The following is a 25,718-nucleotide window of genomic DNA, read 5'->3' on the forward strand; positions in this document are numbered from 1 at the left end:
GGCGGCCGGCGAGTCGAGCTGGCACTGGAGAACGCTTATGCAGTCTGCGACGTTGGACCTGTTTGGTAACGTGCCTCGAACTCAGAAAACGAGGGTACGGCTGAGCCGCCAGCAAGGTAAATCGGACCTCGTCGTGCCCGGGCGCGGGTCGCCGCATCAACTCGTGCGGCGACGTTGTCGGGAAGACGCTGCTCGGCCTCAGCGCGCGGGAAAAAGGCGATGTCCTCCAACTCCTGTCCTGGCAGATCGAAGCTGTCGAGGTTGGCGATGGACCCGCAGTCGAACGTGAAGCTGAGGATCGCGCGCGGTCGTTGCCCGGCGGGTGGGGCCCAGTCGACCACGAGAAGATCACCTACCGCTACAGCGACCCCCAACTCCTCCCGAATCTCGCGGGCGCAGGCATCGTGCGGGTATTCGCCTTCGTCCACGTAGCCGCCAGGGAAGGCCCAGTGGTCCCTGTAGGTGGGCTTGACGAGCAGTACGTTGCCCGCTGGGTCGGTGATGAAGGCCGCTGCGGCTGCGTAGAAGGAAGCGAGGTTCGCGTACCACGTGGCGGGCTCCGTCCAGGTCACCTCGGTGACGCTAGCGGACCCGTCTAGGGGTGCTCTTGCTTCACGTGACTGTTGGCAAGACCGCCAGTGCGTGCAGGACTTCGTTGACCTGGGGCGATGCCCGTTGTGGACTGAGAGTCGTAGTGAGTTCGCGGACGCGCTGTTGAACCCGCGCAGACTGGATGCCCGGTGTGTCCTCCACTAACTTTCGGCCCCAGATGCAGGAGGCGTCGGTGTCTCCAGCGCGGGCATGAGTCACGGCGACGAGAGCGATGTGCAGGGCACGCGTCCGGGTGTTCTGGCTGTTGAGGATGAGCGCGTCGGGGGCGTGTCGGAGGGCCTGCGAGTACAGATGCAGGTCGCCCAGGCACCTCAGCGCGGCCCCGGCCAGGTGGGCAGGGCTGAAGTAGCCGACCCAGCGCGGGCCGGGATCTGTGCCCGTCCGGGCGAGAGCACGTTCAGCCTTGGTGAGGGCGAGCTGGCAGGCACGCCGCTCGCCTGACTGACCGTAAGCGGTAGCGGCGGTGGCGTGCAGCCGAGCCAGCACGGCAGCGGGTGCGCGGCCGGCTCCGTCAATAGCTGCTTCGACGAGTCGAGTCGCCGCCCGGGCGTGCCCCAAGAACACAGCCTGGGTGGCGAGGTTCGCCAGCAGGTGAGCGCCGTAGAGGCGGTCGTCAGCGGCTTTCGCGAGGCGCAGGCCGAGGGTCACATGATGTTGCGCCATTGCATGTTCGCCCGCGTCGTACGACATGAAGGCGAGTTGGCCGGAGAGTGTTGCCGCTGCACGCATGAGGTCGCGCCCCACGGCATCGGTATAGGTGCCACCCAGCATGGGCGCGACCTGACGTACGAGGAAGTCGGCCATGACTGCACGGGCGTGCGGAGAGCCGCTGCCGTGACGTCGGTCGAGATCCGTGAAGTGGTCCGCCAGCGCGTACAGCGATTGGACGTCGGTGGAGCTGACCTGATGTCGGCCGTTCCGGCTGACCGCCTCGTCAGGCAGGTCATAGCGCCAGCCCAATGCTGCCTCTAGTGCTTTGCCGCTGTCGAACGCCCCGCTGGCTTGCTGGTTGAGGTGCCTAGCCAGCCTCGTCCAGATCTGCTCGGCGGTATCGATCGCCCCATTGAGGGACGCGGTGTAGACACACATTCCGATGCTGTCGGTTGCGCCGAACCCCAACTCCATGACGGCGACTGAGCGACCGAGCTTGCGGGCAAGCGTTTCGGTCATGGCGGCTTGGACATGCTCGCCAGGCCGGCGACCGCGCAACCACCAGTAGACGCTGGCAGCGTCGTAGCGCCAGGCTCCCTCGTTGCGGCCGGCGTGGTTGAGCTGCCGAGCGAAAGCCGCGTGCGCGTTACCGTAGCCGGCGGCAAGTAGCAGCCCTTCGAACGCTGCGTTCGTCACCGGTCGCGCCATGGTTCTGCCTCCAGGCATCAGCCAACTACCAACAGTGATGAGCCTATGGGCTGCTGCGGTCCTATGGGGACCTGCACAACCCTGCGCAACCCACGTCGTGAGCAGCGCAATCGAGCGCATCGCTTGCCATCTGGTCCGCCGATCGGCAGCCCGCTTCGCTGATTGCAGAAGTCCTGGGCGGCGGCGAAGTCTGAGCGTCGCGCCCCGGTTGACGGAGGTGGCTATGCAGGGTGACGAGTCAGCGAGCAAAGGCGAGCAGTCGGAGGCGGCCGAGCGGGAGGCTGCCAAACAGCGCCTCCTTGCCCAGGCCGAAGCGGAACGCGTACCCGTGGACGACACGACCCGCGCGGTCCCGGACCGGCGGTGGCGGCGTGACCAACGATGACGTCCCGATCGGCCGGCGGGTGGCCCGATGGCGGGTGCGGCGGTCGATGACGCAGCAGATGCTTGCCGACCGGTTGCGTAGGTCGAAGAGCTGGGTGGACAAGGTGGAGCGGGGCGTGCGCTCTCTGGACCGGTACTCGGTGATCCAGGAGTTGGCCCACGTCCTGCGGGTCGACCCGGAGGTGCTGCTCGGCCAGCAGCCGAGCACCCCTGCCGGCCCGCCGGACGGGGTCGACGACATCCGGGCCGCTCTCGCCCGCTACGACACCCCGCAGGCACCGGCCCAGCCGCCGGAGGAGCTGCGGCGGGAGGTCGGGTACGCCTGGTTGACCTACCAGCACGCGCACTACCGACAGTTGGTGCGCCTGCTGCCGGGTCTGCTCGACGCCGCCCAGGCCGCGCGGTCACCGGAGTTGCTGGTGCAGGCGTACCGGATCACCTCGTCGCTGCTGGTCAAGCTCGGCGAGGCTGACCTCGCCTGGCTGGCCGCCGACCGCGCGATGACCACCGCCGCCGACAACCCGATCCTCGCGGCAACGGCCACCATCTCGGTAGGCCAGGCGCTCCGCGCCCAGGACCGCAACCACCTGGCCCTGACCGCCCTGCTACCCGCCGCCAACCGCGTCCTTCAACCCGCAATCCGCTCTGGTGATCAAGAGGCTTGCGTCAGTTTCGGAGATCAAACCGCCCGGAAACCTCTTGATCACGGGGGACAGGGCGAGGGGAGGGGAGTGGGTGGGGTGTTGTTGGTGCAGGCCGCGCTGGCGGCCGCTGGGTGCGGCGAGCACCGGCGGGCCGACGAGTTGATCGACCGGGCCGCGGGGATCGCGGCGCAGATCAGGGGGTACGACGATCAGCACCGCACCAGCTTCGGACCGATCGCCGTCGAGGTGGCGCGGGTGCTGGTGGCGGCCTTGCGGGGTGACGTTGCCGAGGCGGTGCGGCGGCACGTGACCGTGGTGCGGCGGGAGGCGTGGCGGCGGTTGCCGGCCGAGTATCGGGGCGCGTACCTGGTGGACGCCGCACGGGCGTACCTGCAGGTGGGTGACCTGCGCGGCGCCGCACGGGCGCTGGTGGACGCGGACAGTGTCGCGCCGGCCGAGGTTCGGTGTCGGCCTCTGGTGCGTACCGTGATCGCCGATGTTGCCCGCGCGCAGCCGGCGCCGGCCGGCGTGGCGCGACTGGCGACGCTGGTCGGCCTCACCCGCTGACCGACCGGCGTCCGGCCACCACCACGCGAGCGCCGGTCGGGCGCAGGAGCGATTACGGGTTCTCAGGGATGCCGGATTGGGCGATGAGCCGGCCGACGGCCTGGACGGGGTTTCCGGGGACGCAAGTTTCGGGCATGTACCTGGGCACTGCTGGAGGGGAGACGGCAATGCTGGTAACTGGTTATCTCGGCGCGGTGCTCATCGGTGCCCTCGTCGGCCTGCTCGGCCGACTGATCCTGCCGGGGAGGCAGCGGATCGGGCTCTTCGCCACGTTCGTCATCGGCGTCGGCTCGGCGGTGCTGGGCACCGTGGTCGCCAGGGCGCTCGATATCGACGACGGGGCCAACGTGGAGGTGTGGGTGCTGCGCTGGGACTGGGTTGTGCTCGCGATCCAGGTCGGCTTGGCGATTATCGCCGTGGCGCTGGCGAACATGCTCACCTTCACCCGGCTTGCCGGCGGCGACGACAAGCCCCGTCGGCGTGCCCGTCGCAGCCAGGCCAAGAGCTGAGATTCGATTACGGGCTCAGTCGAGTACGGACTCGCCGCCCGGGTAGGCGAACGACGCGCGCGGTGAGTAGAAGCCCCAGACGATTTCCAGCGGATTTGCCGGACGCAGCGCGTACACGGGGTGGTCGGGTTCGAGGAACTCCAGCGACTCGACCTCGAACGGGTCGACCGGCTCGGCCACGAACGGGTAGTTGCCGCTGTGCAGCTTCCCGTCCAGGCGGGTGAGGTAGCGCAGTTGGCCTCGGTTGACGGCGTCGCCGGTGTGCCCGACGCGGGCCGTTGTCCTGATCACGGGCACGCCGTCCGCCTCGGTGGTCGCGATCAGCCGACGCCCGCGTACCTCGATGGTGGTCTTTCCCGGGGTCGCCGGCACGCCCCGGGCTTCGGCGTAGGCGCGGACGACCGGGCTGGAATTGAAGTACTGGGTCCACCAGCGACCGGGCGTGACGCCGTCGGGAGCGTCGACCCCGGAGAGGTCCGGCCCGATGTACGTCAGGGAGTAGGCGCCGAAGCCATTGGTCTGCCCGGCGTCGTCGACGACGTACTGGTTCATGAAGACCTGGTGGTTCGGCGCGGGCTTGAGCCCGTCGGGCACCAGGGCGGCCACCGCGTCGGGGTCGGCCGGTAGCCAACCGAAGTAGATCATTCTGCTGTTCACGACGAGCTGCGGAGCGACGAGTTCGGTCACGAGGGGTCCTTCCGCTGGGCATCGATACGTAGCCGCGACGCTACGGAGTCGCCCGACGCCCGGACAACGACGGATTGCCGACATGCCAACCCGTCCGGCTCACGACCAGGGGCGGGACGCAGCGGAGGGACCACCCGTCCGAGTGGTCCCTCCGCTGGCGTGCTGGTGAGTGGCTAAACTTCAGGTTGGCAGTTCACCTGTGCTCTGCTGCGGCGGGCGCAGCCTCGGGAGGGTGTTCCAGCACCCTCTCGAGGGGCCGTCCCGTCAGACGGCGCCTACTCGCAGAAGACCCGCACGGTGGCATCGGGGGAGTCCACCTCCACGGTCACCTCGTCGAGGTGCTCCACGAGCGCCTCCAACTGCTCGGGCTTGAGCTGCGTCAGGTCGATCGGCACGCCCGAGTCGCTGAGTGAGGCGTTGGCCTTGACCAGGGCCTGCGGCGGGATCAGCGCCGCCAGCCGTACGCCGGCCCGCAGCAGTTGCAGTGGCACCCGCACGTTGACCCGCGACGGCTCGCCGTTGTCGGTGGCGTCCACCATCACCCGCAGGTACTTCACCTTGCCCTTCGGTCGGGCGTCGTGACTTGCCGTCGCCGGTGCCTGGTCCCGTTCGAGTGCGGCGATGAGCTGGTCCGCCTCCTCGGCGGTGATCTTGCCGGCGGCAAGCATGTCGAGGATGTCCTTGCGTTGTTCGGTCATTCGAACCTCTCCTATCGGATAGCCACGAGCACGGCCATGCGGTCCTGCTCGATGTCGAAACGGGCGCCGGGCAGCGCGGAGATGACGCGCCAACCGGTGCCGAGTGCCCGCATCACACCGATGCGGAACACGACGCAGGCCACGATCGCCGCCAGCACGACCAGGACCACGACCGGGAAGAGCACGAGCGCCACGGGGAGCACCGGAACCCAGAGGCGGATGGGCCGGCGGTCCGGGCGGTGGACCTTGACGGTCACCAGCTGCGGCATCAACTGCGGCCGTCCAGCTCGGCCAGCGCCTGCTGCGTGGTGATCTCACCGCGGCGCAACCTGTCGATGATGTCGGCCCGCGAGGGCGCCGGGTCGGTCTCGACGAAGTCGAGCATCTGCGTGATCCGGTTGAGTCGTGACTTGATCGTCGGGTAGCTCACCCCGAAGATGCGTTCCATCTCCTTGATCGAACCGTGGCAGCGCACGAAGGCCGTGACGAAGACCTGATCCTCGACGTTGAGCTGAGCCAGTTGCGGTAGCTCGAACTCGCCCTCGATCGCGACGCCGTTGCTGGCCAGGCGCACCCGCTCGACGACGAACGGCTGGCCTCGCGTCAGGCTGGTGAGTTCCTGCCAGTCCATCGCCTGTTCTGTCATACCTAAATCTTAAACTCAGAAATCTTCAACTTCCAAGAGGTACACCTTAACTTTCTTAAGATCGCGCTCATGGGCGTGGAGGTGGCCGTCGGCCGGCGACGCAGACGCGCCTATGCGCCCAGGATGGCCTTGAGTGCCGTGTCGAGTGCCTGGTGTGCCGGGACGGGTACGTCCGGGACCACTCCGACGCCTTCCCAGTTGGTGCCGGTGACGCTGTTGATGGTCCGGGCGGTCGGCACGGTCACGAGGATGTGTTCGGTGACCGGGTGGCGGGCCGTCGGATGCGCGCCGCCACGTGTGGTCTCACCGACGACGACGGCCCGGCCGTGCGCCTGAAGGGTGTACGCCACGTCCTCGCCCCCGGAGAACGTCATCGCGCTGGTGAGCACATGGACCGGGCGGTCCGCATAGCGCGGCGCGGGCAGGTGCGCGGTCGTCCAGAACTGGCGTGTGGCGCCGGTGGACCGCTCGTAGAAGTCGTTGAGGTGCACCTGGTCGTCGCGGAAGAAGTAGCTGCACCACATCGCGGCTCCCTCCGGTGTTCCGCCGGAGCACGCGCGTAGGTCCAGGATGAGCGCGGAGCTGAGCGCGACCAGTTGCATGGCCGCACCGATCGCGGCGGCGCCTTCGTCGGCGTACGCGATGCGCCGCACGTCGATGAGCCCGACGTTCCCGTCCAGGTGCTCGACCCGGCGGATTCCCTGGTTCTCCGCCCTGAGTAGCGCGAGGAACGCGGCCTTCCCGCCGTCCTCGTCCGCTGGATCCAGCGACTGCGGCTGGTCCGACCACAGCAGCCGCAGATGCTTGTCCGGGCACACCTCCTGCAGGTGAGCGGTCACCGTCTCGCACAGCGCCGGCCCGTCCAGGTCGTCGTACTCGCCTGCCGCGAGACGGCGCCGGATCGCGGCGTCGATGTCCGCGACCTTCGCAGGGAAGACGTACCCTGCCTCGATCCGATCCAGGGCCTGTTCGATTATCTGTTCGTTTGAGAGCACGGCGGGCCACGTTAGACCACAGGCAGCCTCCTGACCACCGTCAGTGCGCGGCCGGCTGGGGTGCGGGCGTGAACGGGGCCAGGAGCAGATCGGTGAGGCGCCGCCTGGCGTCCTCGTCACCGCTCAGTCGCAGTGCGCCCGACTTCACCGCCGCCGCCATGGTGATCTCCTGGCCACAGACGGCCCGAAGGGTTCCGATGTCGGTGGTGAGCGTCGCGTCGGGTTCGGACGCCGGGCCGCGCCGGATCTGCACCGTCTCGTCGGCGACGTCGGCGAGGTACGTGTCGGCGTCGATGTGGAACGCGTAGCTGCCGGCGAGTTCCGGGGCTCGCGCCGGGTCGAAGGCTGCCTTGATGCTGAGCAGCAGGGAGTCGATGCCGAGAGTGCCTTCGGGTGACTGTGGAGACTGGCTTCCCCAGCGTCCGAACTGGAGAAGGATCGGTTCCAGGGCGCGGCCCCATTCGGTGAGTTCGTAGAGGTGGACCCGCGTCGGTGGGCCCAGGTCCCGCCGGTGCACCACGCCGTGCTCGGTCAACTGGCGCAGCCGCTGGCTCAGCACGTTGGGGCTCACGCCGGGTAGGCCGCCGAGCAGATCGTTGAACCGCCGGGGGCCGAGCAGAAGGTCGCGTACCACCAGCAGCGCCCACCGCTCGCCGATGATGTCCAGTCCACGCGCGACACCGCACGGATCTCCGTAACTACGCATGCCGCTCATGGCGTCCACTCTATCTCGATCCTAATTCAGGAGTATCACTTGTTCTTTAGGAGTTGGACCCCTAGCGTGGCTCTCATGAGCCTGCCGCAAGGTGACGTGAAGCTGCTGGACACCCCGTTGGCGCGGCGCCTGCTCGCCGCGTCCCTGGTGGCACGCCTCGCCTACACCAGCAGGGACGGCACGCCGCGGCTGATCCCGGTGAACTTTCTGTGGACCGGCGAGGAGTTGGTCGTCGGCGCGTTCGCCGGCACGTACAAGATCCGTGACCTGAGCGCCCGGCCGGACGTGGCGGTCTGCGTCGACACCGCGGACGGGCTTCCGGAGGTGCTCATGCTGCGCGGAAAGGTCACCCTGGCGGAGGTCGAGGGCGTCCTGCCGGAGTACGCCACCATCCAGCGCGCGGGGATGGGCGACGAGGTGGGCAACGCCTACCTGGAGGCGATAGATCAGCCGGGCCTGCGGATGGTCCGGATCGGCCTGCGCCCCACCTGGGTCGGAGTCGTCGACTTCCAGGAGCGGTTCCCGGCTCGCACACCGGAACCCGTCCGAGCCGCGCTCACCGGCGGCCAGTAACCAGCACGCCGAGGACCCGGATCCCCGGGGCTCGCCGCACCATGACGGAGGACGACGTTGCGCAAGATTGTCGTGTCGATGTGGATCACCCTGGACGGATTCGTCGCCGGCCCCGACGACGAGATGGACTGGCTCCTGGCCGACGATCACCTGCAAAAATACGAGCGGACCCTGGTGGACGACGCCGGCAGCCTGATGCTGGGCCGGATCACGCACGCCGACTTCGCCAGCCACTGGCCGCCGACCGCCCAGAACCCCGACCAGCCGGACGACGTACGAGGGTATGCCCAACGCCTCGACGCGCTGGAGAAGATCGTCGTCTCCGCCTCGGGGAACACCGCGACCTGGACGAACACCCGCAGGCTCACCCATCTCGACCCCGACGAGATCACCGAACTCAAGCGTGGGGCCGGCGGCGACATCGTGGTCTACGGCAGTCTCACCCTGATCCGGTCCCTCGCCGATCTCCGGCTCATCGACGAGCTGCACCTCCTGGTGCATCCCCTGTTCCTTCGCCAGGGCAAGGCGCTGTTCGACGGTGGTCAGCCGCCGGCACGGCTGGAGTTGGTGTCCGCCGAACCCTTCGCCTCCGGGGTCGTCCTCCTGAAGTACCACCCAACCGACGACACCCGGGCCGGCTGAGACAGCGTCGCGCCGGCTGAGGTTCGGCGCCGGCCGTTGGCGCGTACCGTGATCGGCTCACGAGGTGACGGCCCGCCGTCTGCTATTCGTGGCCGAGCCAGGTGGCGACGCACGCCTCATTGCCCTCGGCGTCGGCCAGGACCCACCACCTGGGCGCGTGCGCGTCGGAGACCAGGTGGCCGCCGGCGGCCAGGGCGGCGGCGATGCGAGCCTCTGCCTGATCGTGCGGGACAGCTATGTCGAGGTGCATGCGGTTGCGCTGTGGGCGCGCCTCGTCCATCGGCTGCAACCCGAAGCCCGGGCCGCGGCGCGACGGGTCGGACAGGTAGTCGTCGCCAATCTGCCGATAGCCGAGCAGCGCCCGCCAGAACGGCAGCACGTCCGCGCCGGCGAGTGCGTCAAGGGTGACGTTGACGAGCTGGACGGCGGTCGGATCGGCGGGGATGCCCAGCTCCTTGGCGGCGGACGAGATGCGCCGGGCCAACGAGACGTCGCGCCGAGTCAGGCTCACCGTGACGCCGGTGCCGCGCAGGTCGACGGCGAGGTGCTGCTGCTGGGCCTCGTCGGCGAGCCGGCCGATCTCATCGACGAGCGCGACGCCCTTGGTCAGCGATCCGGTCGGGAAGTAGGCCGAGACCAGGTGGTAGAGGCAGCGCCAGTCCTCGACACCGTCGGCCGCGTGGAACTGCGCGGCCGTGATCTGCCCAGTCATGCCCGTGCCCGACGTCGGGTGAGCGCGTCGTGGAGGTCGAAGACGACGAGCGAGAGCGGCACGAAGACCCACAGTTGGAGAACGGTGTAGCGGCGCAACTCCCGGCCAACGTCGACGCCGGCCAACTCGGCGTCGAGGGCGCCGGGCCGCATCAGCATGATCGCGTACGCGGACAGCGGGGCGTAGTTGAGACCCGCACCGATGAACCACAGGCCGAATGCTCGGTCGCCGAGGCCGCTCGATGACGCCAGTAGCCAGCTGCCCAACGTCACCATGGCAACCACGCCGATGAGGAACTCGGCCAGAATGATGAGCCGCCGGCGGCGGGTTCCTCGGGTGCCGTACATGTCGACGGCCGCCAATCGACGAACGTTCATCAGGCGATGGTGCCACCGGTGGGCAACGGTGGGTTATTCGAAGAACTTGATGCTGAACCCGGTGTCGGTCGTCGGGCCGGGCACGTTCGCGCGGCGGTAGGTGGTGTTGCCCCACCAGCAGAAGGTGCCGGTGTACCAGTAGCGGTTCTCCCAGGAGTACGGGGTGCCCTTGGGTACGGCGTGGAACATCAGCGGGAACCTCGGCCCGGCGGGTGGGCTCGTGGCGATGTCACCGTTGAGCAGCACGAAGCTGTGGTGGCCAGGCCCGTTCACGTGCAGGGTGGGATCCCAGCCGGCCATCATGGTGGCGCGGTTCGAGCCGAACAGGCAGCCGTTCGACTTGTACCAGTCCCACACGTACGTCGGATCGCCGCCGGCGCGCAGTCGCAGGTCGGCGAGACAGTACTGGTCACTCCAGCTGCCGTTGGCGGAGTAGACGATGTGGAGCTGCCCGTTCGGGTCCCTGATCGCCTCGGGGGACTCGTTGATGTACGGGTTGCCGACGACGCGCTCCCAGCTCTCCCGGGGTTGGGAGATGATGAACCGGTTGCCGGTCGGGGTGAGTGGATCGCTCATTCGGCTGAGGTAGATGTTCTGTTCGACGTTGGTGTCGCCGGCCCACCCCGACCAGACGAACCACCGCTGCCCGTTGAAGGTGAACATGCTGCCGTCGATGGCCCACTTGCCGCCGGGCAGCGCGAGCTGCCGCTCGGCCGTGTAGCCGCTGGCCGGCGACGCCGAGCTGATCGCGTACATGCGGTGTGCGGCGCCGCGACCGGCGGTGAAGTAGATGTAGTAGCGGCCGCCATCGGTGATGATCTCCGGGGCCCAGACCTCACCGAGGTTGCGGCTGTCCGTCCACACCTGTCGCGCGGGTGCGGCGGCGAGCGCGTCGGTTGACGCTGCCTGCCGCACGGCGATCCCGCCGTTGAGCGACTGGACGGAGATGTAGGTGGCGCCGACGCGGATCACGCTCGGGTCGGCAGCCCGCAGGCTCGTCTGCCCGGCGGCTGCCGGTCCGGCACCGGCAGTGGACAGGCCGGCGGCGAGCACGGCGGCCAGCAGGACGGAGAGGATGCGCGGAAGGGTTCGGTCGCCCACGTTCACGATCGGGGCTCCTTTCAGCTGGCCGTTGGCCGGCCCTCAGTCACGTCGGGTCCGGTCGGTCGTCTCCGGCAGTGGCCGGAGTGGACTGCCTGAACTCGCTGACCGTTAGGACGTTGCCACAACGTCACTCACACGGCCACTGCTGAGGCAGCGCGGTGAGGGCCCGGCTCACGGTGCCGCACGAAGGTGCGTAAAACGCGGGCGCTTTGCCTTTGCCGGATTCGGTAGTCTGCCGCAGTCGTCGATCAACGGGGGAGTTCGGCCATGGTTCGCAAGTGGATGCTCGTCGGCCTGCTGGCGCTGCTGGCGGGCTGTGACTCGGGCGGTAACGCCGTGCCGGAACCGGCCCCCGCTGACCCGCTCGCGCAGGTGCGGGCCGCGGCCGCCAAGACCGCCAAGGGGTCGGCGCACGTGACGTTGAGCGTGCCCAACGTCGAGGTCGTCGGCGACACCGACCCGGCGGGAAAGGCGCTGACCTTGACGGTCACCACGGGTACCGGCGGCGAAACCGTCGACTCCAAGGTGCGGGTGGTTGGCGATGACGCCTGGATGACGCTGGGCTCGACCTACCTGCCGAACCTCGACCCGACGAAGTTCATCTGGTTCCCGACGTCGGAGTTCGCCACGGCGTCCCTGGTGCATCTGGGGGACACGTTCGACCCAGCGGGGATCAAGGGTTTCTCCGCGGCGATGACGGCCGCCACGCGTACGGGGGAGGGCACCTACACCGGCACGCTCGACTTCACCGTGGCGCCAGCGAAGGTGTCCCGAGGGCTCCTGCCGGCGACGGCCGAGCAGTTAGAGCACCACGGTGGTGTGTCGCAGTCCGTGCCGTACGAGGCGTCGGTGGACGCTCAGGGCTACCTGATTGCGCTGACGGTCACGCTGCCGACTTTTGCAAGCACGGCCAGGTTCTCCGACTTCGGCAAGCACGTCAAGATCGACAAACCCAGCGCGGCCGAGGTTACCGAGGTGCCGGACGGGTTGCGCCGCCTCCTGGCGAGCTAGATGCTCGGGGACTGGGCGACCGCGATGGTGATTGTTTCGGCGTCGGACAACTTCGGTGGCCGCCCTTCGTGTCGGCGGCCTCGGGTCTGGCAACGAAGTCCTGCCTACAGGTCCATTGCGTAGACCCGGACCTGGCGGCCGGTGTCCGGCTGCACGGTTTCGCGTTCCAGCGACATGCCCAGCTTGACCATCACCCGCGCGGACGCCTCGTTGCCGACGACGTGGATGCTGACCAGCCGCCGCAGGGCTAGCTCGGCCCGAGTGTGGGCGACAACCGCCTGGGCCGCCTCGGTGGCCAGGCCCCGGCCCCAGTACGCGCGGCCGAGCCGCCAGCCGATCTCCACGGCCGGCATGATCTCGGGCAGGAAGGTCGGCACCGCCAGCCCCGTGAAACCGGCCAACTCGCCGGTCTCTTTGATTTCCACCGCGTACAGGCCGAAGCCGTGCTCGTCCCAGTGCCGCTGATAGATGGCCAGACGCTCCGCGGTCGCGGCCCGGTCCAGGGTGCGACCGTCATGGATGTAGCGCATCACCTCGGGCTGCGCGTTGACCGCGGCGAACCCGTCCAGATCATCGCTTCGCCAGCGACGCAACAGCAGCCGCGGAGTTTCCAGGGACGTGGCATCAAGGGAGCTTGTCAGGTCAGGCACCTCCCCTTCGTAGCATTTCGGCGCGCCGCGCATCACGGCGGGGAGCAGAAGCTCGGCGACGTCCGTGCAGGGGACTCCTTCGCGTACCCGGTCAGATCGGTCAACGGCGCACCCGATAGCGCAGGTGAAGCACCCGGTTGCCCTGAAGCACCACGTCAGGCTCCTCCAACAGGTGCTGCGCGTCGACCGACCCGAAGTAGCGCTTTCCAGACCCGAACACCACGGGTACGACGTCCATGCGCACCTCGTCGATCAGGCCCGCGGCAAGCACCTGGCCGCCGACGTCGCCAGCGGCGACCTCGACCATGCGGTCACCCGCAAGCTCCTGTGCCTTGGCCACGGCTGCCTTGACGCCGTCGACGAAGTAAAACGGCGCCTCGGGGTCCCAGCCCTCGGGCTCCGGTCGGTGCGTCACGACGACCACGTGGTCGATCCCGCTCGGAGGCTTCCCGTCCCAGCCGTCCGTCATGTCGAAGACGTGGCGGCCCGCGATTGTCACCGCGATCTGGTCCCAGTACGCACGGGTGTAGTCGTAGGACGTCTGCGACACCTTCAGCACTCCGCTGTCGTCCAACGGGACGTCACCGCTGGTCAACCAGTCGAACAGGGGTCCGGGCTGATCGTTCTCATCCGCGATGAAGCCGTCCACCGACACCGAGCTGTACATGACCACCTTGCCCACGGGCTCTCCTATGCTTTGAGGTGCCGCCAAGTTAGCGTGTCGTGAGCTGTCGCTCTTGTAAGAAATCAATCGGCCGGCAGCGGCCAGCCGTCCAGCGTGTGGCCGGGATGTTCGCGCAGGAACCGCCGCCGGACTTCGACGTACCGGGTCGGCGTGAGCCCGGTGAACGCCCGGAACTCGTGGCCGAAGTGGGCCTGGTCGAAGTAGCCCGCGCCACTGGCGAGGTCGGCCCAGTCGACCGGTTCGGCGGGGTTGATCGCGAACACGGTGGCGACGAAGCGGTAGGAGCGGGCCAGCCGCTTCGGCGTGACGCCGACGAGCTCCTTGAACCGCTGTGCCAGATGAGTGCTGCTGACGCCGGCTGAAACCCTCAGGTCGTCGATGGCCACCGCCCCGCCGGTCGCAGCGATGACGCTGCTCGCATGGCGGACCAGCCCCAAGCCGGCCGGGTCGCCTAGCCGTCGCATCAGCTCCTCCTCGAGCAGCGTCAGCATCTCGTGCGGTTCGCCCGCCGTGGCCAGCCGGTCTCGCAACTCGGCGATGGCGGGTCGACCCCAAACCTGCTCTACCGTCACCGGCCGGTCACACAACTCGGCCGCGGGCATCGGCAGGAACGGCGCCAGCCCCCACGGCTTGAAGTGCACGCCGACGGACCGGGTCCGGAGTGGGTAGCCGAACTCCAACGCGCGGGTGGGCGTGGTGACCACGCAGCCGTCGGCGTACTCGGCCGTCTCGATGTCGGCGTCGGCGCGGATGCGGAACGGCGCCCCGAGGTTGACGATGAGCAACACCGCCGGACTTGCCGGCAGCGTCAGCCGGGCGTACGGCGGCGCACCCTCCAGGTAGTAGAGGTCGTCGATCAGCCCGTCCAGCGGCGGTCGCGGAACTCTGGACACGTACTCCACGCCCACAGTATCGACGCCCGCCAGCGCGGCTGGACGTCTCGGCGCGCGCGCCGGCGGGGCGCGAGTTCGACGACAACCGTCCGCCGGTCACAGTTGCGCGACGACCACCTTGGTGGCCTGGGCGATGAGGGCGTCGTCGGGGGTGGCGTCCTTCTTGTCGCGGCTGGACAGCACGGCGAGGACGATCGGGGCGCGGTCGGGCGGCCAGATCACGGCTATGTCGTTGCGGGTGCCGTACCCTCCGGTGCCGGTCTTGTCCCCGACGACCCAGCCGGCGGGCACCCCGGCGCGGACCAACGCCCCACCGGTGGTGTTGCCCCGCAGCCAGCCGCGCAGAAGGTCGCGGTCCGCGGGATCCAGGGCTTTCCCCATGGTGTACGCCCGCAGGTCGTCCGCCAGAGCCCGCGCGGTGCTGGTGTCCCGCTTGTCGCCCGGCGTCGCCTCGTTGAGCGCGGTCTCGTAACGGGTGGCGTCGGTGATCGTGTTGCCGATTTCGCGCAGCTTCGTCTCGAACCCCTGCGGCCCTCCGAGGTGACGCAGCAGCAGGTTGCCTGCCGTGTTGTCGCTGTAGCGCACGGCGGCGTCGGCGAGGGCGCGCAAACTCATGCCCTTGGCGACGTGCTTCTCGGTGATCGGTGAGTGTGCCACCAGGTCCTGCGCCGAGTACCGCACCACACGATTCAACTCGGCGTCCGTGGTGTCGTCCAGCACCTCGGCGGCGGCCAGCGCCTTCCACGTCGAGGCGTACGCGAACCGTTCGTCGGCCCGGTACTCCATCGTGCGGCCAGTGCCTGTGTCGACGGCGTAGATCCCCAGCCGTGCTTCGAACGTCTTCTCCAACCGCTGGAACTCCTGGTCGGCGGCCGGCGACGGGGTGATCGGCACCTCCGCGCTCGGCGTCCGCACCTCGGCTGGGTCTCCGGGGGTGCACGACGTCATCGCAACCAGGGTCGAGGCGGCCACGGCGATCGCCAGACGTTGTGCCGAGACAGCCATCGTCATCCCTCTTCGTGCGCCGTTGACCCGCGCCGTGGCCGGCTCAACTGTCCCCACTGATCGTTGGCGAGGCCCCCGGCTGAGTGCCGGCCCGGCGGACTCACCGCCGACGACGCGAACCCACACGGCCCGGCGTCAGTCGTCGCGCCCGGCACCGCGATCGGGTGCGGCCATGTCCCCCGTCGCGGGCGTGCCGTCGGCGAGCGCGTAGCGCAGGTACACGGTGCCCTTCGAACTGGCCACCGGCGGTTCGAGGAGAGTGAGGTTCGTGGGCACCGCGCCGCCGTCGAACACCTTCTTGCCGACGCCGAGCACGATCGGGTGCACCCACAGGTCGAGACGGTCGAAGAGCTTCTCGCGCAGGAGGGTCTGCACCAGGTTGAGGCTTCCGACGACCTTGATGTGCTCGTGCCGGTCCCGGATCTCCCGCACCGCGTCGGCCAGATCCGGGCCGAGCTGGGTGGAGCCGGCCCACGACAGGTCGGGGTTGCCGCCGGAGGCCACGTACTTCGGGATGCTGTTGAAGAGCGTGGCGATCTCGTTGTCCTCGCCGCCCTCCTGGTGCGGCCAGTGCGCGGCGAAGATGTCGTACGTGCGCCGGCCGAGCAGGAGAGCGTCGGTGCCCTCGTACGCGGAGAGAACCTGCGCCCCGGCGACCTCGTCCAGCAGGGGCGCCTGCCAGCCGCCGAACGAGAACCCGGCCGGGTCCTCGTCGGGGCCACCGGGCGCCTGCCCGACGAGGTCGAGGGTCGCGAACAGTTCGATGTGGATGAGGCCCATGCCCTGCTCCCGGTGAGTTGGTCGTCTCGGTCGGGAGAGTAGTCGTGTGAGCGCCGGCAGGCTCAGCGCCGCGACGGCTCGGGCAGAAATTCGCGCTGCGGTCGGGCGTGAGCGATCGGCCCGATCGAGATGGAGAACCTTGGGACCACTGCTGCTCGCGGGGCGCCTGTGACAGATGCACCGAACATGGCTATTTTTCGCGTCTGTGTCTTATGCGAGAAAGCCTCTGCTACGTTCCGTTCTGATAGCTAAGGCCCAATTTGGTCGCTATCGGCCCCGGAGGGGCGGTGGAGACCTGTTGTGCACGGAGAAGGGTGAGGTAGCGCTATGTCCGACCATCTATCGCAACACCAACATGTCAGCCGGGCAGCAGCAGCTCGGCCCGGACCGCCGGGACGGCGCCGGTGGGGACGCTGGCTTGTGGCCGGGCTGACCGGAGTGGCCGGGCTGGCCGCCGTCAGCGGCGCCGCTGGCGTCGCTGGAGCGTCCGGCCTTGATGGCGTCAACGACCGCCTCGAAAAAGCTGCGCAGCAGTTCATCGTCGAAGGTGGCCGAGCAACCGGCGACGACAACGGCGGACAGGACCCAGGCCGGCAGGCCCCAGGCGGGCAGGCACCGGACGGGCAGGCCCGAGGTGGGCAGGAACCGGGTGGCAGCGACGGCAAGAGTTACAAGGGCGACGAGTGGGTGGTGCCGTGCGACGCCGATGAGCTGATCGCCGCGCTCGTGCTCGCCAACGCCGGAAACGGGGCGACCCTCAAACTCGCCGAGCGATGCACGTACACCCTCACCGCGTTCGCGCCGGTCGCCACACCGCCCACCGCCTACGGCCCCAACGGCCTCCCGGTCATCATCAAACCCATCACCATCAAGGGTGAAGGCGCGACCATCGTGCGGGCGGCGAACGCCGAAGCGTTCCGGATCCTGGAGGTCGGGGTCGGCGGAGACCTGAGGCTCCGCGACATCACCATCAAGGGGGGGTCAGCGAGCATCGCCGGTGGTGGCGGGATCCGGGTGGACGCCGGCGGCGAGGCCACCCTCGAACACCTGAACGTGGTCGACAACCGGTCCAGTGGCTCCGGTGGCGGCATCGCCAACTTCGGCATCACCAAGATCACTGGCAAGACCGACCATGGCAAGGACTCGGCCACCAGCGGCACCCCCAAGAGCGATGCGCCCAGCAACGGGCCGGCGGCCCAGTCCCCAGAGGGTCAGGGAGCCGCGGCGGAACTGTCCGCGGAGAACGCCGGCACGGGTAGGAACTGGGACGACAAGGACAAGGGCGGGTACGAGGGCAACGAGACCAGGATCAGCAACAACACCGGTACGTTCAATGGCGGAGGCATCCACAACAACGGCTACCTCACCATGGAGAACGCCAGAGTAAGCGCCAACGTCATCCGCGGTACCGGCGGCACGGTGATAACCGGTAGCGGTGGCGGACTGTCGAACAGCCGCGTTGCCGTAATCAACGATGTTCGCATCGACCACAACATCGCGGACTTCCGCGGCGGCGGTGTCCACGGCGGACTCAACTCCACCACCACGGTCACGAACGCCGACGTCAGCGAGAACACGGCCAGCAGCGAGGGCGGCGGCATCTTCAGCGACGGCGACTTCCACCTGAAGCACAGCAAGATCGATCGCAACTCGGTCTTCCAACGTGGCGGCGGCATCTTCAACCAGATTGGCCAGCTCGTCATCACCGACAGCAAGATCAGCGAGAACACCGTCCGCAACGAGGGCGGCGGTGGCATCTACGTCGGCAGCGGCACCGTCGTGCTGTCGCGGAGTCACGTCGACCGGAACAAGGCCGTGGGCCCGGACTCGCTAGCCGGTGGAATCTACAACCGCGGCACGCTCAGCCTCACGGAGTCCAAGGTCGTCCAGAACGACGCCGCCCTGCCGCCCGGCGGGATCTTCACCGAAAACAACCAGGTCACGGTGGATCAGAAGTCACTCATCATCAAGAACCGACCCACCAACTGCACCGGCAGCGCCCAGCCCGTGCCCAACTGCTTCGGCTGACCTGCGGCCACTCGGCTAGCCGGAACCTGACGGCAGTCGCGAGCAGCGCACAGGACATCCGGCCCCGCCCGGGTTTGATCAAGCAGATCAGACCCGCGGCGGGGCCGGATGGCGTGTACAGCGCCCTCGGTCTCAGTTCGCGAGAGGTGTCAGCCGATCGGCTCACCTGGTGCGGTCGGGCACCACGCAGCCGTCCGGGGCGCACATGCCCTCGGCGTCACCGACCAACGGCAGCGGCTGTGGCGTGGGATGACTCTCGGCCCACGCCTTGGTGATGACCGCGAGCAGGTCGTCGAGGCCGATCGCCCCGGGCACGGCGAAGCGGCCGTCGAACACGAGGAACGGCGCTCCGCGTGCGCCGAGGCGCTGCGCCTCGCGCTGATCGGCTGCCACCCGCGCCCGGTAGCGGCGGCTGCGCAGGGCCTCGGCGGCCCCGGCGCGGTCCAGGCCCACCTCGGCGGCGAAGTCGAGAACCTCCTCGGCGGTCCACAGCTTGCGGGCCTGCCCGAAGTGCGCCCGGAACATCGCCGTCCAGATCTCGCTGCCGCGGCCCTGGTCGGTCGCGTAGGCGAGCAGTTCGTGGGCGAAGTCGGTCGGCCCGAGCGTGCGGTCGACCGCGTGGTAGGGCGTCAGACCCTCCGCCTCGGCGGCCCGCTCGATTGGCCGCAGCACCTGGTCGACGGTCGTCGCGGGAGCCCCGGCCATCGTGATCAACTCCCGTTGACTGACACCCGCGCGGGGCAGGTCGGGGTGCAGCTGGAACGACCGGTGGATCACCTGCACCTGATCGCCGTACGGGAACCGGTCCAGGGCCTGGTGGAGCCGGTGATCCATCAGCCCGCAGTACGGGCAGACGATGTCCGACCAGAACTCGATCTTCATGGCGCTCCTCCTCGATTCTCACTTCTTGTTCGTAGCGCCATGATGCATGAGAATTGGAGAGCCACAAAAGGTACATTCATGTGCGTAGCAAGGTGCTGGGAGAGGGGTGGCGGGGATGGGCGCAGGGGATCTTCGACGGGGCCGCACCAACGTTCGGGCGAACGTCCGGACCGCGCCAGGGCCCTGTGCGCACTGGGGCGACGAGGACGCCGACTTCATCCGCGAGGTCCTGGACCTCGTCGGCGACAAGTGGAGCGTCCTGATCATCGGTACGCTCGCCGACGGTCCGGTGCGTTACTCGAACCTGGGCGACGCGATCCCCGGCATCTCCCAGCGCATGCTCACGCTGACCTTGAAGCACCTGCAACGCACCGGCCTCGTCACCCGGACCTCCTACCCCGAGGTCCCGCCCCGCGTCGAGTACGCCCTCACCGAACTGGGCACGTCACTGCTCTCCACCGTCCTGGCCCTGGCGGCCTGGTCCGCCGACCATCACGCCGAGATCCGCCGCCACCAGACGGAGTACGACAACCTCGACGCGACCTAGCCGTGTTTCATAAGCCTGGTTGGAACCATTAAGGCGTGTTCAGAAGTCGTGGGTGGCCGGTGAAGGTCACGGCGTGGCGGTGACCTGGCTGACGGTCCAGGGCAAACCGGCCGTGATCCGGAGTGGTCATGGTGGTGGTGTCCGAGGCGGAGCCACGTGGTGCATTGACGCGCTGGACCTGAAGGCGGATTCCCCGGCCACGTTGTGGGAATTCACGATCGGCCTGAACAGGCGCCGGTCTACCGTGCCTCAGTGACCAGCCCTCCGGACGCGGCGCGCATGCGCCTCCGCTTACGCGTTCACCACGTGTCCCGTAGCGCCCAGCTACGGCGGGTGATCACGATGGCGGCTCCACTTCGCAACACCCACATCACCAATGTGCTGTGGCGGCACACCGGCGCTCTTATCAGCTCCCGCGCGGATCTACTTCGCCTCGGGGCGCTGTTCCGGCTGGCGGCGGTCAGCCCACACAGCGCGGTGTTTCTGCCGTTGCGGATGAACGAACCCAGCGATACCGCCGCGTCCTGGCGTGACAGCCAGGGATTGGCCGACCTCCTCATCGTGCGCCGCGATGTGCCGCTACGACCGTCGGCCTGGCCGACGATCCGTGCGACGCTACGCCGTGGCCCCGGAGCCCCCGCGACAATGTCGGCACCGGCTCCGCGCCCGCCGGCCGGCCAGACATACAACCCGGCGCTGCAGGCATTGTTCGTCGCCGAACATGCCCACACGCTGGTGATGTCAGGCACCTCCACCGCCCTGCACGAGGCCGGGGACGAGCTGACGTGGTGCGGCAACGAGGTCGCCACCAACGAGGACGTTCACCGATATGGGGGGCCAACCGGGCTCAGCCAGTTCGACGGACCGGACCGCCGCTCCGGACGACGCGACGGTAGCTGGGAATGCATGGTCCTCGCCGAGGACCCAATCTTCCACCGGTCTCGCTGGCTGCGAATCATGTCCGAACCAGCTGTCGCCTAATACTGCAACTAGGCGTTTTTCATAAGCCCGGTCAGAGCCATTCGCAGATGATGGTGATGGTCAGGACGGCCTGGAACCGGACGGCCAACTTGTCGTAGCGGGTGGCCACGCCGCGGTGGCGCTTGAGCTCGCCTTGATGCCACGCTTACGCGGGTAGGCGCGGTTGCCGCGGCTGGTGTAGGCCTTGTCCGCTAGGACGCTGCCACTGAGCGTCGGTAAGGTCGTGCCGCCTCGTCACCGCTAAGGTGGCCACGAGGTCTCCGGTATGAAGTTCTTGCTTGGTCGCAGAACCAGATACCGGAGACCACTTCAGTTGTCGATCACCGCCACGCCGGGACCTTCACCGGCCACCACGACTTCTAAAACACGCCTTAGTTGAGCCGGAGGTGGTCCCGCAAGTTGCGAGCGACCTGCGCCATCAACGCCTCCGCGCCCGGCTGCTGGATGGCCGGCACCCGGGACTCGGTCAGCACCGCGATGGCGAACACCTGTCCGTCGGCGTGTTCGACCACCCCGATCTCGTGCCGAAGGTTGAGCAGCGTGCCGGTCTTCGACGACCAGCGGGACGCGTCGGCGCTGAAGTCTGGCGCCAGCCGCTGCCGTAACACGTTGTCGCCCATCAGCTCCCGCACCCGGGCCGCGACCGGTGGGCGGATCGCCGAGGGGCGCCACAGGCCGCACAGCAGGTCGACGAAGGATCGCGCGGTACCGGTGCTGGCGCGGCCGACATCGAGCTGAGCCACCGCGTGGCCGTGTCCGGCCGTCGTCGCGCCGATGGCGAGGGAATGGGCGAGATGCGCCTGCGCCGGCACGAACCGCTCCGCCGGCGTCTCGACGAGGTCGCGAATGGGGTGACGTACCGCGATGCCATCGAAACCGAGCCGACGCAGTTCAGCGGTGACGTCGGCGGGTGGAGTGAGGTCGAACAGGGCGTCGGCGGCGATGCCGTCGCTCACCGAGGTACTGAGATAGAGCAGGTCGTCGAGGGCGACGGTCGCCGGATGGCGGAACTTACTCAGACCCGTCGGTCCCGGCGTGGAGATCCGGCCCGGCGTCACCGTGACCGGCATCGCCCCGTCGAGTTCGCCACGTGCTATCCGTTCGAGGGTGGCGACCGCGAGCGGCACTTTGACCAGCGACGCGACGGGGAACTCCAGGTCCGGGTCGATGCCGATCTCGTCGCCGGAATCCAGGTCGCGTACGAGGAACGAGCCGTGCAGACCTCCGTCGTCCAGCGACTCTCGGGCCTCTCGGATCATCCGTGCGACGTTCATGCCTGCCCTCCGTCGTCGTTGACCGCGCCAAGGCAGCGGCCGATCGCCGCGTGTAGCTGGGTCCGGAGTTGTCGGCGGTCCTCGCCCAACGTGGCAGAGATGTCGTAGCCGCGGACGAGTTTCACCTCGCCGATCGGACGCCAGTGCAGGCCCAACTCGCCCGCCTGGTCCTCCGCGCAGAGCAGGAGATCGGACGAGTCGATCACCGATGCCGCTGCGGCGACGAGCGAGGTCGCGACCGTGACCTGTGCGGGCTGTAGGCCGAGGGCGTCGCGTAGGCGCGTCACTCGGTCCCGCACGTGTGGCACGTCGTCCTCCGGCTGAATCCAGACACGCCGACGCTGCTGGTGGTTGTCGACCCGGCCCGCTCGCAGCGTCTCCAGGTAGATGACCGGGACCTGCGGGTCGGCGGTACTGGCGAGGCCTAGGGGTATCCGCCACGCGCCGCTGTCCGGCGTTACCGCCACTATGGCGGCGCGTGCCGCCAAGGTACGGGACAGTTCCGCGCGCTCACCCGGCCCCGCCGGATGCGGATCCAGGTGCACGCCGCTCCGGCGTCCCTCGACAACCAGTCGTACGAGCCGGGGCGGGGTGCAGACCGCCGGTACGGCCAGCCGAAAGGGTCGCCGTTGTGCTTGTACGGCGTCGTGCTCCATCGTCTCGGCCAGTTCGACCAGCCGCCGGGCCGAGGGCAGCATGTCCCGGCCGAACGTCGTGAGCGTGACGCTGCGGGAGGTCCGTTCGAGGAGTCGGGCCCCGAAGTGCTCCTCCAGCGCCGCGACGCGTCGGCTGGCGACCGGCTGCGGGATGCGCGCGGCGGCGGCGCCCGTGGTGAAGCTGCCGTACTCAGCGACGGCGACGAAGGCTTGGCACGCCGCGACTAAGTCCATGGGTCAGCAGCCTATGTCGGATCAGCATGGATGGGCCCATTGGTGTGTTGGACGGCATGGCCGCCGTGCTGTCAAGGTCCATGGCGGTGGGTCCAGGCCCTGGCCTGCTGTAACCGATTGTGAAAAGGGGAAGACCGACGATGAGGCACCACAGCTCCCGACAGGGTGGCAGCGCGATCTCCCGACGGACTGGGATCGCGATCGCGGCATCGCTGGCGCTCGTACCGCTCGCCGGCTGCTCACCCGGCGACGGGTCGGCCAACGTCGCCATCCGGCCGACGGCCGTCGCGGTCTCGTACCACACCAGCACCGAATCCCGATCGAAGGCCGAGCGGGAGTTCGCCCGACTCGAGACGGAGTTCGACGCCCGGCTCGGCGTCTACGCCATCGACACCGGCTCGGGCCGCACCATCACCCACCGTGCCGATGAACGCTTCGCGTTCGCGTCGACGTACAAGGCGCTCGCTGCTGCGGCGGTGCTGGACGAAACGTCGACGGCTGACCTCAACAAGGTCATCCGCTACTCCAAGGAAGACCTGGTGAGCTATTCGCCGATCACCGAGCAACACGTGCAGACCGGCATGACGCTGCGCGCCGTCGCCGACGCCGCCGTGCGCTACAGCGACAACACCGCCGGTAACCTGCTGTTCAAGCAGCTCGGTGGCCCGAACAGCTTCGAGAGGGCGTTGCGTGGCATCGGCGACCGGGTCACCGAGTCAGCTCGGATCGAAACCGAGCTGAACGAGGCCATTCCGGGCGATGAGCGGGACACCAGTTCCCCGCGCGCCCTCGCCAGCGATCTGCGCGCGTATGCCGTCGACCGGGCGCTCTCCCGCGATGACCGCACCATCCTGACCGAGTGGCTGACGGGCAACACGACCGGAGCCAGTCTCATCCGGGCTGGCGTACCGGCGGGTTGGCAGGTGGGCGACAAGACCGGTGCCGGCGGCTACGGCACCCGCAACGACATCGCGGTGGTGTGGCCACCCAAGGGTGCCCCCATCGTGCTCGCGATTCTCTCGAGTCGTAGTGCGGCCGACGCCACCTACGACGATGCGCTGATCGCGCAGGCGGCGGAAGCGACAATTGCGGCGTTGCACGGCTAGGGAGCCGGCACCGCGCGGTGGCTGGGCACGTATCGCGCCCGGCGCACCGCGCGCCCCCGGGGTCACGTACCGAGGTGGGGGGCGGGCTCAGCCGCTGACCTGGGCGGCCTGTCTCACTCCACGGGGGATCCAGGACGGCGCCCCGCCGTCGAGGTTGTGCTCCTTCTCGATGAACGCCAGGTTGTGGTAGAAGTGCAGCCCCCCGATGTCCGGGTCGGTCGCTGCGGGTGCCCGGCCCACGATGTCCTCGTGGTGCAGGCCGTCGATCAGCGTCTTGAGGAACCCCAGGCTCGTTGCCGGGTCGGTGTAGGTGCTGGCCCGCCCGCCGAAGAACGGCCAGTACGACGTCTGCAGGTCCTCCATGACGTACAGGCCGCCGTCGCGCAGGTGCGGGAAGAGGTACGCGAAGGAGGCGAGCAGGTGTGGGCTGACGTGGCTGCCGTCGTCGATCACGATGTCCGGCTTTCCCGTCACCTCCAGCACCCGGGCCAGGTCGGTGGGGGAGGACTGGTCGCCCTGCAGGACGGTGACCCGCCCGGCGCTCAGGTGCGACTTGTCGACGATGTCGAGGCCGTAGACGAGGGCGCGGGGGAAGTAGCGCCGCCAGACCTCCAGCGACGCGCCGCCGCGCCCCTGGTCGCCGAACCCGCCCACCCCGATCTCCAGGATGGTGAGCGGTTGGTCGCGCAGGTGGTCGAAGTGCTGCTCGTATCGGCGTGGGTAGGTGTGATGCCCCCACTTGTCCGAGCCGTAGCGGACGCAGAGTTCGGCGAGGCCGATGGCGTACGGCCGGTCCAGGGCGTCCACGAGTCGACGGACCACGTCGTAGGTGGGCAGCGGCCGGTCGAACGCGGTCGGGTCTTCGAGGTGCCCCCAGCGGATCACCCGGCTGGCACTGGTCTGCGTGCCGCGGGGCCCGAACAGGCTGCGGGCCACCTCGGTGAGGTCCTGGGTCAGTGACACGTCGGGCGCGACGGTCGGCTCGTCCCCGTCCGAGTGGGGGCGGTAGGTGACGCCCGCGGGCCCGGTCTCGACGCCGTACCGGATCGTGGTGGTGCCGTAGCGGAGGCGGAGGTGGACCGTGGCCTCGGGTCCTGGCGGCAGGTCCGCCCGATGCAGCCACTCGCCGATCGCCGCCGCGGCGACGGCTTCCGCCCCGAGGTCGCCGATCGTCGCGGTGATGCCGTCGGCGCTGCCGCCGGCCGCGGAGATGAGCCTGCCGATTCCGTGACGCTCCACCGTGTCCTCCGTGCGTGAGATGGGGTGCCGGTCCTGGGTGCCTCGACGTCGTCATGGCCCCGGGGTGGGCGAGGGGCAACCGTGCCCGTCGTTCAGGCGGCGGCCTTCGCGAGGTCCTCGGTCGTCGCCTTGATGCCCCGCAGGAGGGTCAGGACGGCCTGGGCGGACGGCAGCATCAGGGCGCCCGAGCGGGTGATCGTCGCACCGGACGAGGTGCGGATGAACAGCTTGGTCCCGAGCGTCGTCTCCAGACACTTGATCTGATAGCTCACCGCCGGCTGGGAGTAACCGAGCGCCTTCGCGGCGAGGTCCATGCGGCCGTGCTCGGCCACCGCGACAAACGCTTGCAGTTCACGCTCGTTCACTTCGACCCCCGTCTGTTCGACTGTCATCAGTTGACTCTTGTCATCGATGACCTGTCATCAGAGTAATAACGGGGCCTGGTCGTCGTCAAGACCATCCTGGGCGAGTGGCAAGCCGTTGACCAGCACGTACTCTCACAGGCGGCTCTCAGGTTGCGCTC

General features: G+C 68.7%; 30 protein-coding genes and 1 pseudogene. 9 read left to right on the top strand and 22 right to left on the bottom strand.

Annotated elements, in window-relative coordinates; translation table 11 throughout:
• Positions 1-35: 35 nt before the first annotated feature.
• Both HNR20_RS29300 and HNR20_RS29305 read right to left on the bottom strand, forming a co-directional pair.
• Positions 36-572, bottom strand: a complete 537-nt coding sequence (locus HNR20_RS29300; protein WP_184186523.1) for an NUDIX domain-containing protein — start codon at positions 570-572, stop codon at positions 36-38.
• Positions 573-612: 40 nt separating this feature from the next.
• Positions 613-1,971 (bottom strand): NsdA family TPR-like regulatory protein, encoded by a 1,359-nt coding sequence (locus HNR20_RS29305; protein WP_184186526.1) that lies wholly within the window; start codon positions 1,969-1,971, stop codon positions 613-615.
• Positions 1,972-2,342: 371 nt separating this feature from the next.
• Here HNR20_RS29305 and HNR20_RS29310 point away from each other — a divergent pair, with 371 nt between their 5' ends.
• Both HNR20_RS29310 and HNR20_RS29315 read left to right on the top strand, forming a co-directional pair.
• A complete protein-coding gene (locus tag HNR20_RS29310; RefSeq protein WP_184186529.1) occupies positions 2,343-3,566 on the top strand; it encodes a helix-turn-helix domain-containing protein in 1,224 nt (407 codons plus the stop codon).
• Between the two features lie 167 nt (positions 3,567-3,733).
• A complete protein-coding gene (locus HNR20_RS29315; RefSeq protein ID WP_184186533.1) occupies positions 3,734-4,075 on the top strand; it encodes a GlsB/YeaQ/YmgE family stress response membrane protein in 342 nt (113 codons plus the stop codon).
• Between the two features lie 15 nt (positions 4,076-4,090).
• Here HNR20_RS29315 and HNR20_RS29320 read toward each other — a convergent pair whose 3' ends face one another.
• The 6 genes from HNR20_RS29320 to HNR20_RS29345 form a co-directional block, all read right to left on the bottom strand.
• Positions 4,091-4,762, bottom strand: a complete 672-nt coding sequence (locus HNR20_RS29320; RefSeq protein ID WP_229687248.1) for an acetoacetate decarboxylase family protein — start codon at positions 4,760-4,762, stop codon at positions 4,091-4,093.
• 275 nt (positions 4,763-5,037) lie between these two features.
• Complete coding sequence (locus tag HNR20_RS29325; RefSeq protein ID WP_184186535.1) at positions 5,038-5,460, bottom strand: SHOCT-like domain-containing protein; 423 nt, start codon at positions 5,458-5,460, stop codon at positions 5,038-5,040.
• A gap of 11 nt (positions 5,461-5,471) precedes the next feature.
• Entirely contained in the window at positions 5,472-5,729 is a 258-nt protein-coding gene (locus HNR20_RS29330) for a hypothetical protein (protein ID WP_184186537.1), read from the bottom strand.
• A complete protein-coding gene (locus HNR20_RS29335) occupies positions 5,729-6,106 on the bottom strand; it encodes a DUF2089 domain-containing protein (RefSeq protein ID WP_221309959.1) in 378 nt (125 codons plus the stop codon). Before HNR20_RS29335 ends, HNR20_RS29330 begins: the two co-directional genes overlap by 1 nt.
• A gap of 110 nt (positions 6,107-6,216) precedes the next feature.
• On the bottom strand, positions 6,217-7,101 hold the full coding sequence (locus tag HNR20_RS29340; RefSeq protein WP_184186539.1) for a S41 family peptidase: 885 nt from the start codon (positions 7,099-7,101) through the stop codon (positions 6,217-6,219).
• Between the two features lie 40 nt (positions 7,102-7,141).
• Positions 7,142-7,816 carry a winged helix-turn-helix transcriptional regulator gene (locus HNR20_RS29345; protein ID WP_184186541.1) on the bottom strand — a complete coding sequence of 225 codons (675 nt, stop codon included), beginning with the start codon at positions 7,814-7,816 and terminating at the stop codon, positions 7,142-7,144.
• Positions 7,817-7,891: 75 nt separating this feature from the next.
• Between HNR20_RS29345 and HNR20_RS29350 the strand changes: the two genes are divergently transcribed.
• Together HNR20_RS29350 and HNR20_RS29355 are read left to right on the top strand one after the other, a co-directional pair.
• On the top strand, positions 7,892-8,389 hold the full coding sequence (locus HNR20_RS29350; RefSeq protein WP_221309960.1) for a pyridoxamine 5'-phosphate oxidase family protein: 498 nt from the start codon (positions 7,892-7,894) through the stop codon (positions 8,387-8,389).
• Between the two features lie 57 nt (positions 8,390-8,446).
• Entirely contained in the window at positions 8,447-9,031 is a 585-nt protein-coding gene (locus tag HNR20_RS29355) for a dihydrofolate reductase family protein (RefSeq protein WP_184186545.1), read from the top strand.
• An 82-nt stretch (positions 9,032-9,113) separates the two neighbouring features.
• Here the strand turns inward: HNR20_RS29355 and HNR20_RS29360 are convergent, their stop codons facing one another.
• From HNR20_RS29360 to HNR20_RS29370, 3 genes are read right to left on the bottom strand one after another with little or no spacing between them, the layout of a single operon-like run.
• Positions 9,114-9,743: a 4a-hydroxytetrahydrobiopterin dehydratase family protein gene (locus HNR20_RS29360; protein WP_184186548.1), complete on the bottom strand. Its 630-nt coding sequence runs from the start codon at positions 9,741-9,743 to the stop codon at positions 9,114-9,116.
• Positions 9,740-10,120 (bottom strand): hypothetical protein, encoded by a 381-nt coding sequence (locus HNR20_RS29365; protein WP_184186551.1) that lies wholly within the window; start codon positions 10,118-10,120, stop codon positions 9,740-9,742. The genes HNR20_RS29360 and HNR20_RS29365 overlap by 4 nt, the downstream gene beginning before the upstream one ends.
• Before the next feature lie 33 nt (positions 10,121-10,153).
• A complete protein-coding gene (locus HNR20_RS29370; protein ID WP_229687247.1) occupies positions 10,154-11,227 on the bottom strand; it encodes a glycoside hydrolase family 43 protein in 1,074 nt (357 codons plus the stop codon).
• Positions 11,228-11,491: 264 nt separating this feature from the next.
• On the opposite strand from HNR20_RS29370, the gene HNR20_RS29375 reads away from it, so the two are divergent.
• Complete coding sequence (locus HNR20_RS29375) at positions 11,492-12,235, top strand: hypothetical protein (protein ID WP_184186554.1); 744 nt, start codon at positions 11,492-11,494, stop codon at positions 12,233-12,235.
• A 104-nt stretch (positions 12,236-12,339) separates the two neighbouring features.
• Here HNR20_RS29375 and HNR20_RS29380 read toward each other — a convergent pair whose 3' ends face one another.
• The 5 genes from HNR20_RS29380 to HNR20_RS29400 all read right to left on the bottom strand — a co-directional run bounded on the left by HNR20_RS29380 (position 12,340) and on the right by HNR20_RS29400 (position 16,248).
• Positions 12,340-12,885: a GNAT family N-acetyltransferase gene (locus HNR20_RS29380; protein WP_229687246.1), complete on the bottom strand. Its 546-nt coding sequence runs from the start codon at positions 12,883-12,885 to the stop codon at positions 12,340-12,342.
• A gap of 100 nt (positions 12,886-12,985) precedes the next feature.
• Positions 12,986-13,567, bottom strand: a complete 582-nt coding sequence (locus HNR20_RS29385; RefSeq protein WP_184186557.1) for a dihydrofolate reductase family protein — start codon at positions 13,565-13,567, stop codon at positions 12,986-12,988.
• A 65-nt stretch (positions 13,568-13,632) separates the two neighbouring features.
• Complete coding sequence (locus HNR20_RS29390) at positions 13,633-14,472, bottom strand: helix-turn-helix domain-containing protein (protein WP_229687245.1); 840 nt, start codon at positions 14,470-14,472, stop codon at positions 13,633-13,635.
• Positions 14,473-14,559: 87 nt separating this feature from the next.
• Entirely contained in the window at positions 14,560-15,474 is a 915-nt protein-coding gene (bla, locus tag HNR20_RS29395; RefSeq protein WP_373291067.1) for a class A beta-lactamase, read from the bottom strand.
• A gap of 129 nt (positions 15,475-15,603) precedes the next feature.
• Positions 15,604-16,248, bottom strand: a complete 645-nt coding sequence (locus HNR20_RS29400) for a dihydrofolate reductase family protein (RefSeq protein WP_184186565.1) — start codon at positions 16,246-16,248, stop codon at positions 15,604-15,606.
• 420 nt (positions 16,249-16,668) lie between these two features.
• Between HNR20_RS29400 and HNR20_RS29405 the strand changes: the two genes are divergently transcribed.
• Positions 16,669-18,276, top strand: a complete 1,608-nt coding sequence (locus HNR20_RS29405) for a hypothetical protein (protein WP_184186568.1) — start codon at positions 16,669-16,671, stop codon at positions 18,274-18,276.
• 162 nt (positions 18,277-18,438) lie between these two features.
• Here HNR20_RS29405 and HNR20_RS29410 read toward each other — a convergent pair whose 3' ends face one another.
• On the bottom strand, positions 18,439-19,158 hold the full coding sequence (locus HNR20_RS29410) for a DsbA family oxidoreductase (protein ID WP_184186571.1): 720 nt from the start codon (positions 19,156-19,158) through the stop codon (positions 18,439-18,441).
• Positions 19,159-19,273: 115 nt separating this feature from the next.
• Here HNR20_RS29410 and HNR20_RS29415 point away from each other — a divergent pair, with 115 nt between their 5' ends.
• Positions 19,274-19,705: a winged helix-turn-helix transcriptional regulator gene (locus tag HNR20_RS29415; protein WP_184186574.1), complete on the top strand. Its 432-nt coding sequence runs from the start codon at positions 19,274-19,276 to the stop codon at positions 19,703-19,705.
• A 342-nt stretch (positions 19,706-20,047) separates the two neighbouring features.
• A complete protein-coding gene (locus HNR20_RS29420) occupies positions 20,048-20,686 on the top strand; it encodes a hypothetical protein (RefSeq protein WP_184186577.1) in 639 nt (212 codons plus the stop codon).
• 31 nt (positions 20,687-20,717) lie between these two features.
• On the opposite strand, the pseudogene HNR20_RS32990 reads toward HNR20_RS29420, so the two are convergent.
• From HNR20_RS32990 to HNR20_RS29430, 3 genes and pseudogenes are all read right to left on the bottom strand, one after another.
• A pseudogene (locus HNR20_RS32990) lies at positions 20,718-20,899 on the bottom strand (IS5 family transposase); the annotation flags it as partial.
• A gap of 158 nt (positions 20,900-21,057) precedes the next feature.
• Positions 21,058-21,960: a serine hydrolase gene (locus HNR20_RS29425; RefSeq protein WP_184186580.1), complete on the bottom strand. Its 903-nt coding sequence runs from the start codon at positions 21,958-21,960 to the stop codon at positions 21,058-21,060.
• Positions 21,957-22,850, bottom strand: coding sequence for a LysR family transcriptional regulator (locus HNR20_RS29430; protein WP_184186583.1), 894 nt, complete (start codon positions 22,848-22,850; stop codon positions 21,957-21,959). The genes HNR20_RS29425 and HNR20_RS29430 overlap by 4 nt, the downstream gene beginning before the upstream one ends.
• 140 nt (positions 22,851-22,990) lie before the next feature.
• On the opposite strand from HNR20_RS29430, the gene bla (HNR20_RS29435) reads away from it, so the two are divergent.
• Complete coding sequence (bla, locus tag HNR20_RS29435; RefSeq protein WP_184186586.1) at positions 22,991-23,956, top strand: class A beta-lactamase; 966 nt, start codon at positions 22,991-22,993, stop codon at positions 23,954-23,956.
• A gap of 87 nt (positions 23,957-24,043) precedes the next feature.
• Here the strand turns inward: bla (HNR20_RS29435) and HNR20_RS29440 are convergent, their stop codons facing one another.
• Entirely contained in the window at positions 24,044-25,195 is a 1,152-nt protein-coding gene (locus HNR20_RS29440) for a class I SAM-dependent methyltransferase (RefSeq protein WP_184186588.1), read from the bottom strand.
• 92 nt (positions 25,196-25,287) lie between these two features.
• Positions 25,288-25,587, bottom strand: a complete 300-nt coding sequence (locus HNR20_RS29445; RefSeq protein WP_204945369.1) for a LysR family transcriptional regulator — start codon at positions 25,585-25,587, stop codon at positions 25,288-25,290.
• Between the last annotated feature and the right edge of the window lie 131 nt (positions 25,588-25,718).

It is taken from the genome of Micromonospora parathelypteridis (assembly GCF_014201145.1).
Taxonomy (GTDB): Bacteria; Actinomycetota; Actinomycetes; order Mycobacteriales; family Micromonosporaceae; genus Micromonospora; species Micromonospora parathelypteridis.

Coding starts and splice junctions, on each gene's coding strand:
- HNR20_RS29305 (WP_184186526.1), bottom strand. CDS start 1,971: ATGGCGCGACCGGTGACGAACGCAGCGTTCGAAGGGCTGCTACTTGCC.
- HNR20_RS29315 (WP_184186533.1), top strand. CDS start 3,734: ATGCTGGTAACTGGTTATCTCGGCGCGGTGCTCATCGGTGCCCTCGTC.
- HNR20_RS29325 (WP_184186535.1), bottom strand. CDS start 5,460: ATGACCGAACAACGCAAGGACATCCTCGACATGCTTGCCGCCGGCAAG.
- HNR20_RS29330 (WP_184186537.1), bottom strand. CDS start 5,729: ATGCCGCAGCTGGTGACCGTCAAGGTCCACCGCCCGGACCGCCGGCCC.
- HNR20_RS29335 (WP_221309959.1), bottom strand. CDS start 6,106: ATGACAGAACAGGCGATGGACTGGCAGGAACTCACCAGCCTGACGCGA.
- HNR20_RS29345 (WP_184186541.1), bottom strand. CDS start 7,816: ATGAGCGGCATGCGTAGTTACGGAGATCCGTGCGGTGTCGCGCGTGGA.
- HNR20_RS29350 (WP_221309960.1), top strand. CDS start 7,892: ATGAGCCTGCCGCAAGGTGACGTGAAGCTGCTGGACACCCCGTTGGCG.
- HNR20_RS29360 (WP_184186548.1), bottom strand. CDS start 9,743: ATGACTGGGCAGATCACGGCCGCGCAGTTCCACGCGGCCGACGGTGTC.
- HNR20_RS29365 (WP_184186551.1), bottom strand. CDS start 10,120: ATGAACGTTCGTCGATTGGCGGCCGTCGACATGTACGGCACCCGAGGA.
- HNR20_RS29375 (WP_184186554.1), top strand. CDS start 11,492: ATGGTTCGCAAGTGGATGCTCGTCGGCCTGCTGGCGCTGCTGGCGGGC.
- bla (WP_373291067.1), bottom strand. CDS start 15,474: ATGACGATGGCTGTCTCGGCACAACGTCTGGCGATCGCCGTGGCCGCC.
- HNR20_RS29400 (WP_184186565.1), bottom strand. CDS start 16,248: ATGGGCCTCATCCACATCGAACTGTTCGCGACCCTCGACCTCGTCGGG.
- HNR20_RS29410 (WP_184186571.1), bottom strand. CDS start 19,158: ATGAAGATCGAGTTCTGGTCGGACATCGTCTGCCCGTACTGCGGGCTG.
- HNR20_RS29415 (WP_184186574.1), top strand. CDS start 19,274: ATGGGCGCAGGGGATCTTCGACGGGGCCGCACCAACGTTCGGGCGAAC.
- HNR20_RS29420 (WP_184186577.1), top strand. CDS start 20,048: ATGGCGGCTCCACTTCGCAACACCCACATCACCAATGTGCTGTGGCGG.
- HNR20_RS29425 (WP_184186580.1), bottom strand. CDS start 21,960: ATGAACGTCGCACGGATGATCCGAGAGGCCCGAGAGTCGCTGGACGAC.
- HNR20_RS29430 (WP_184186583.1), bottom strand. CDS start 22,850: ATGGACTTAGTCGCGGCGTGCCAAGCCTTCGTCGCCGTCGCTGAGTAC.
- bla (WP_184186586.1), top strand. CDS start 22,991: ATGAGGCACCACAGCTCCCGACAGGGTGGCAGCGCGATCTCCCGACGG.
- HNR20_RS29445 (WP_204945369.1), bottom strand. CDS start 25,587: ATGACAGTCGAACAGACGGGGGTCGAAGTGAACGAGCGTGAACTGCAA.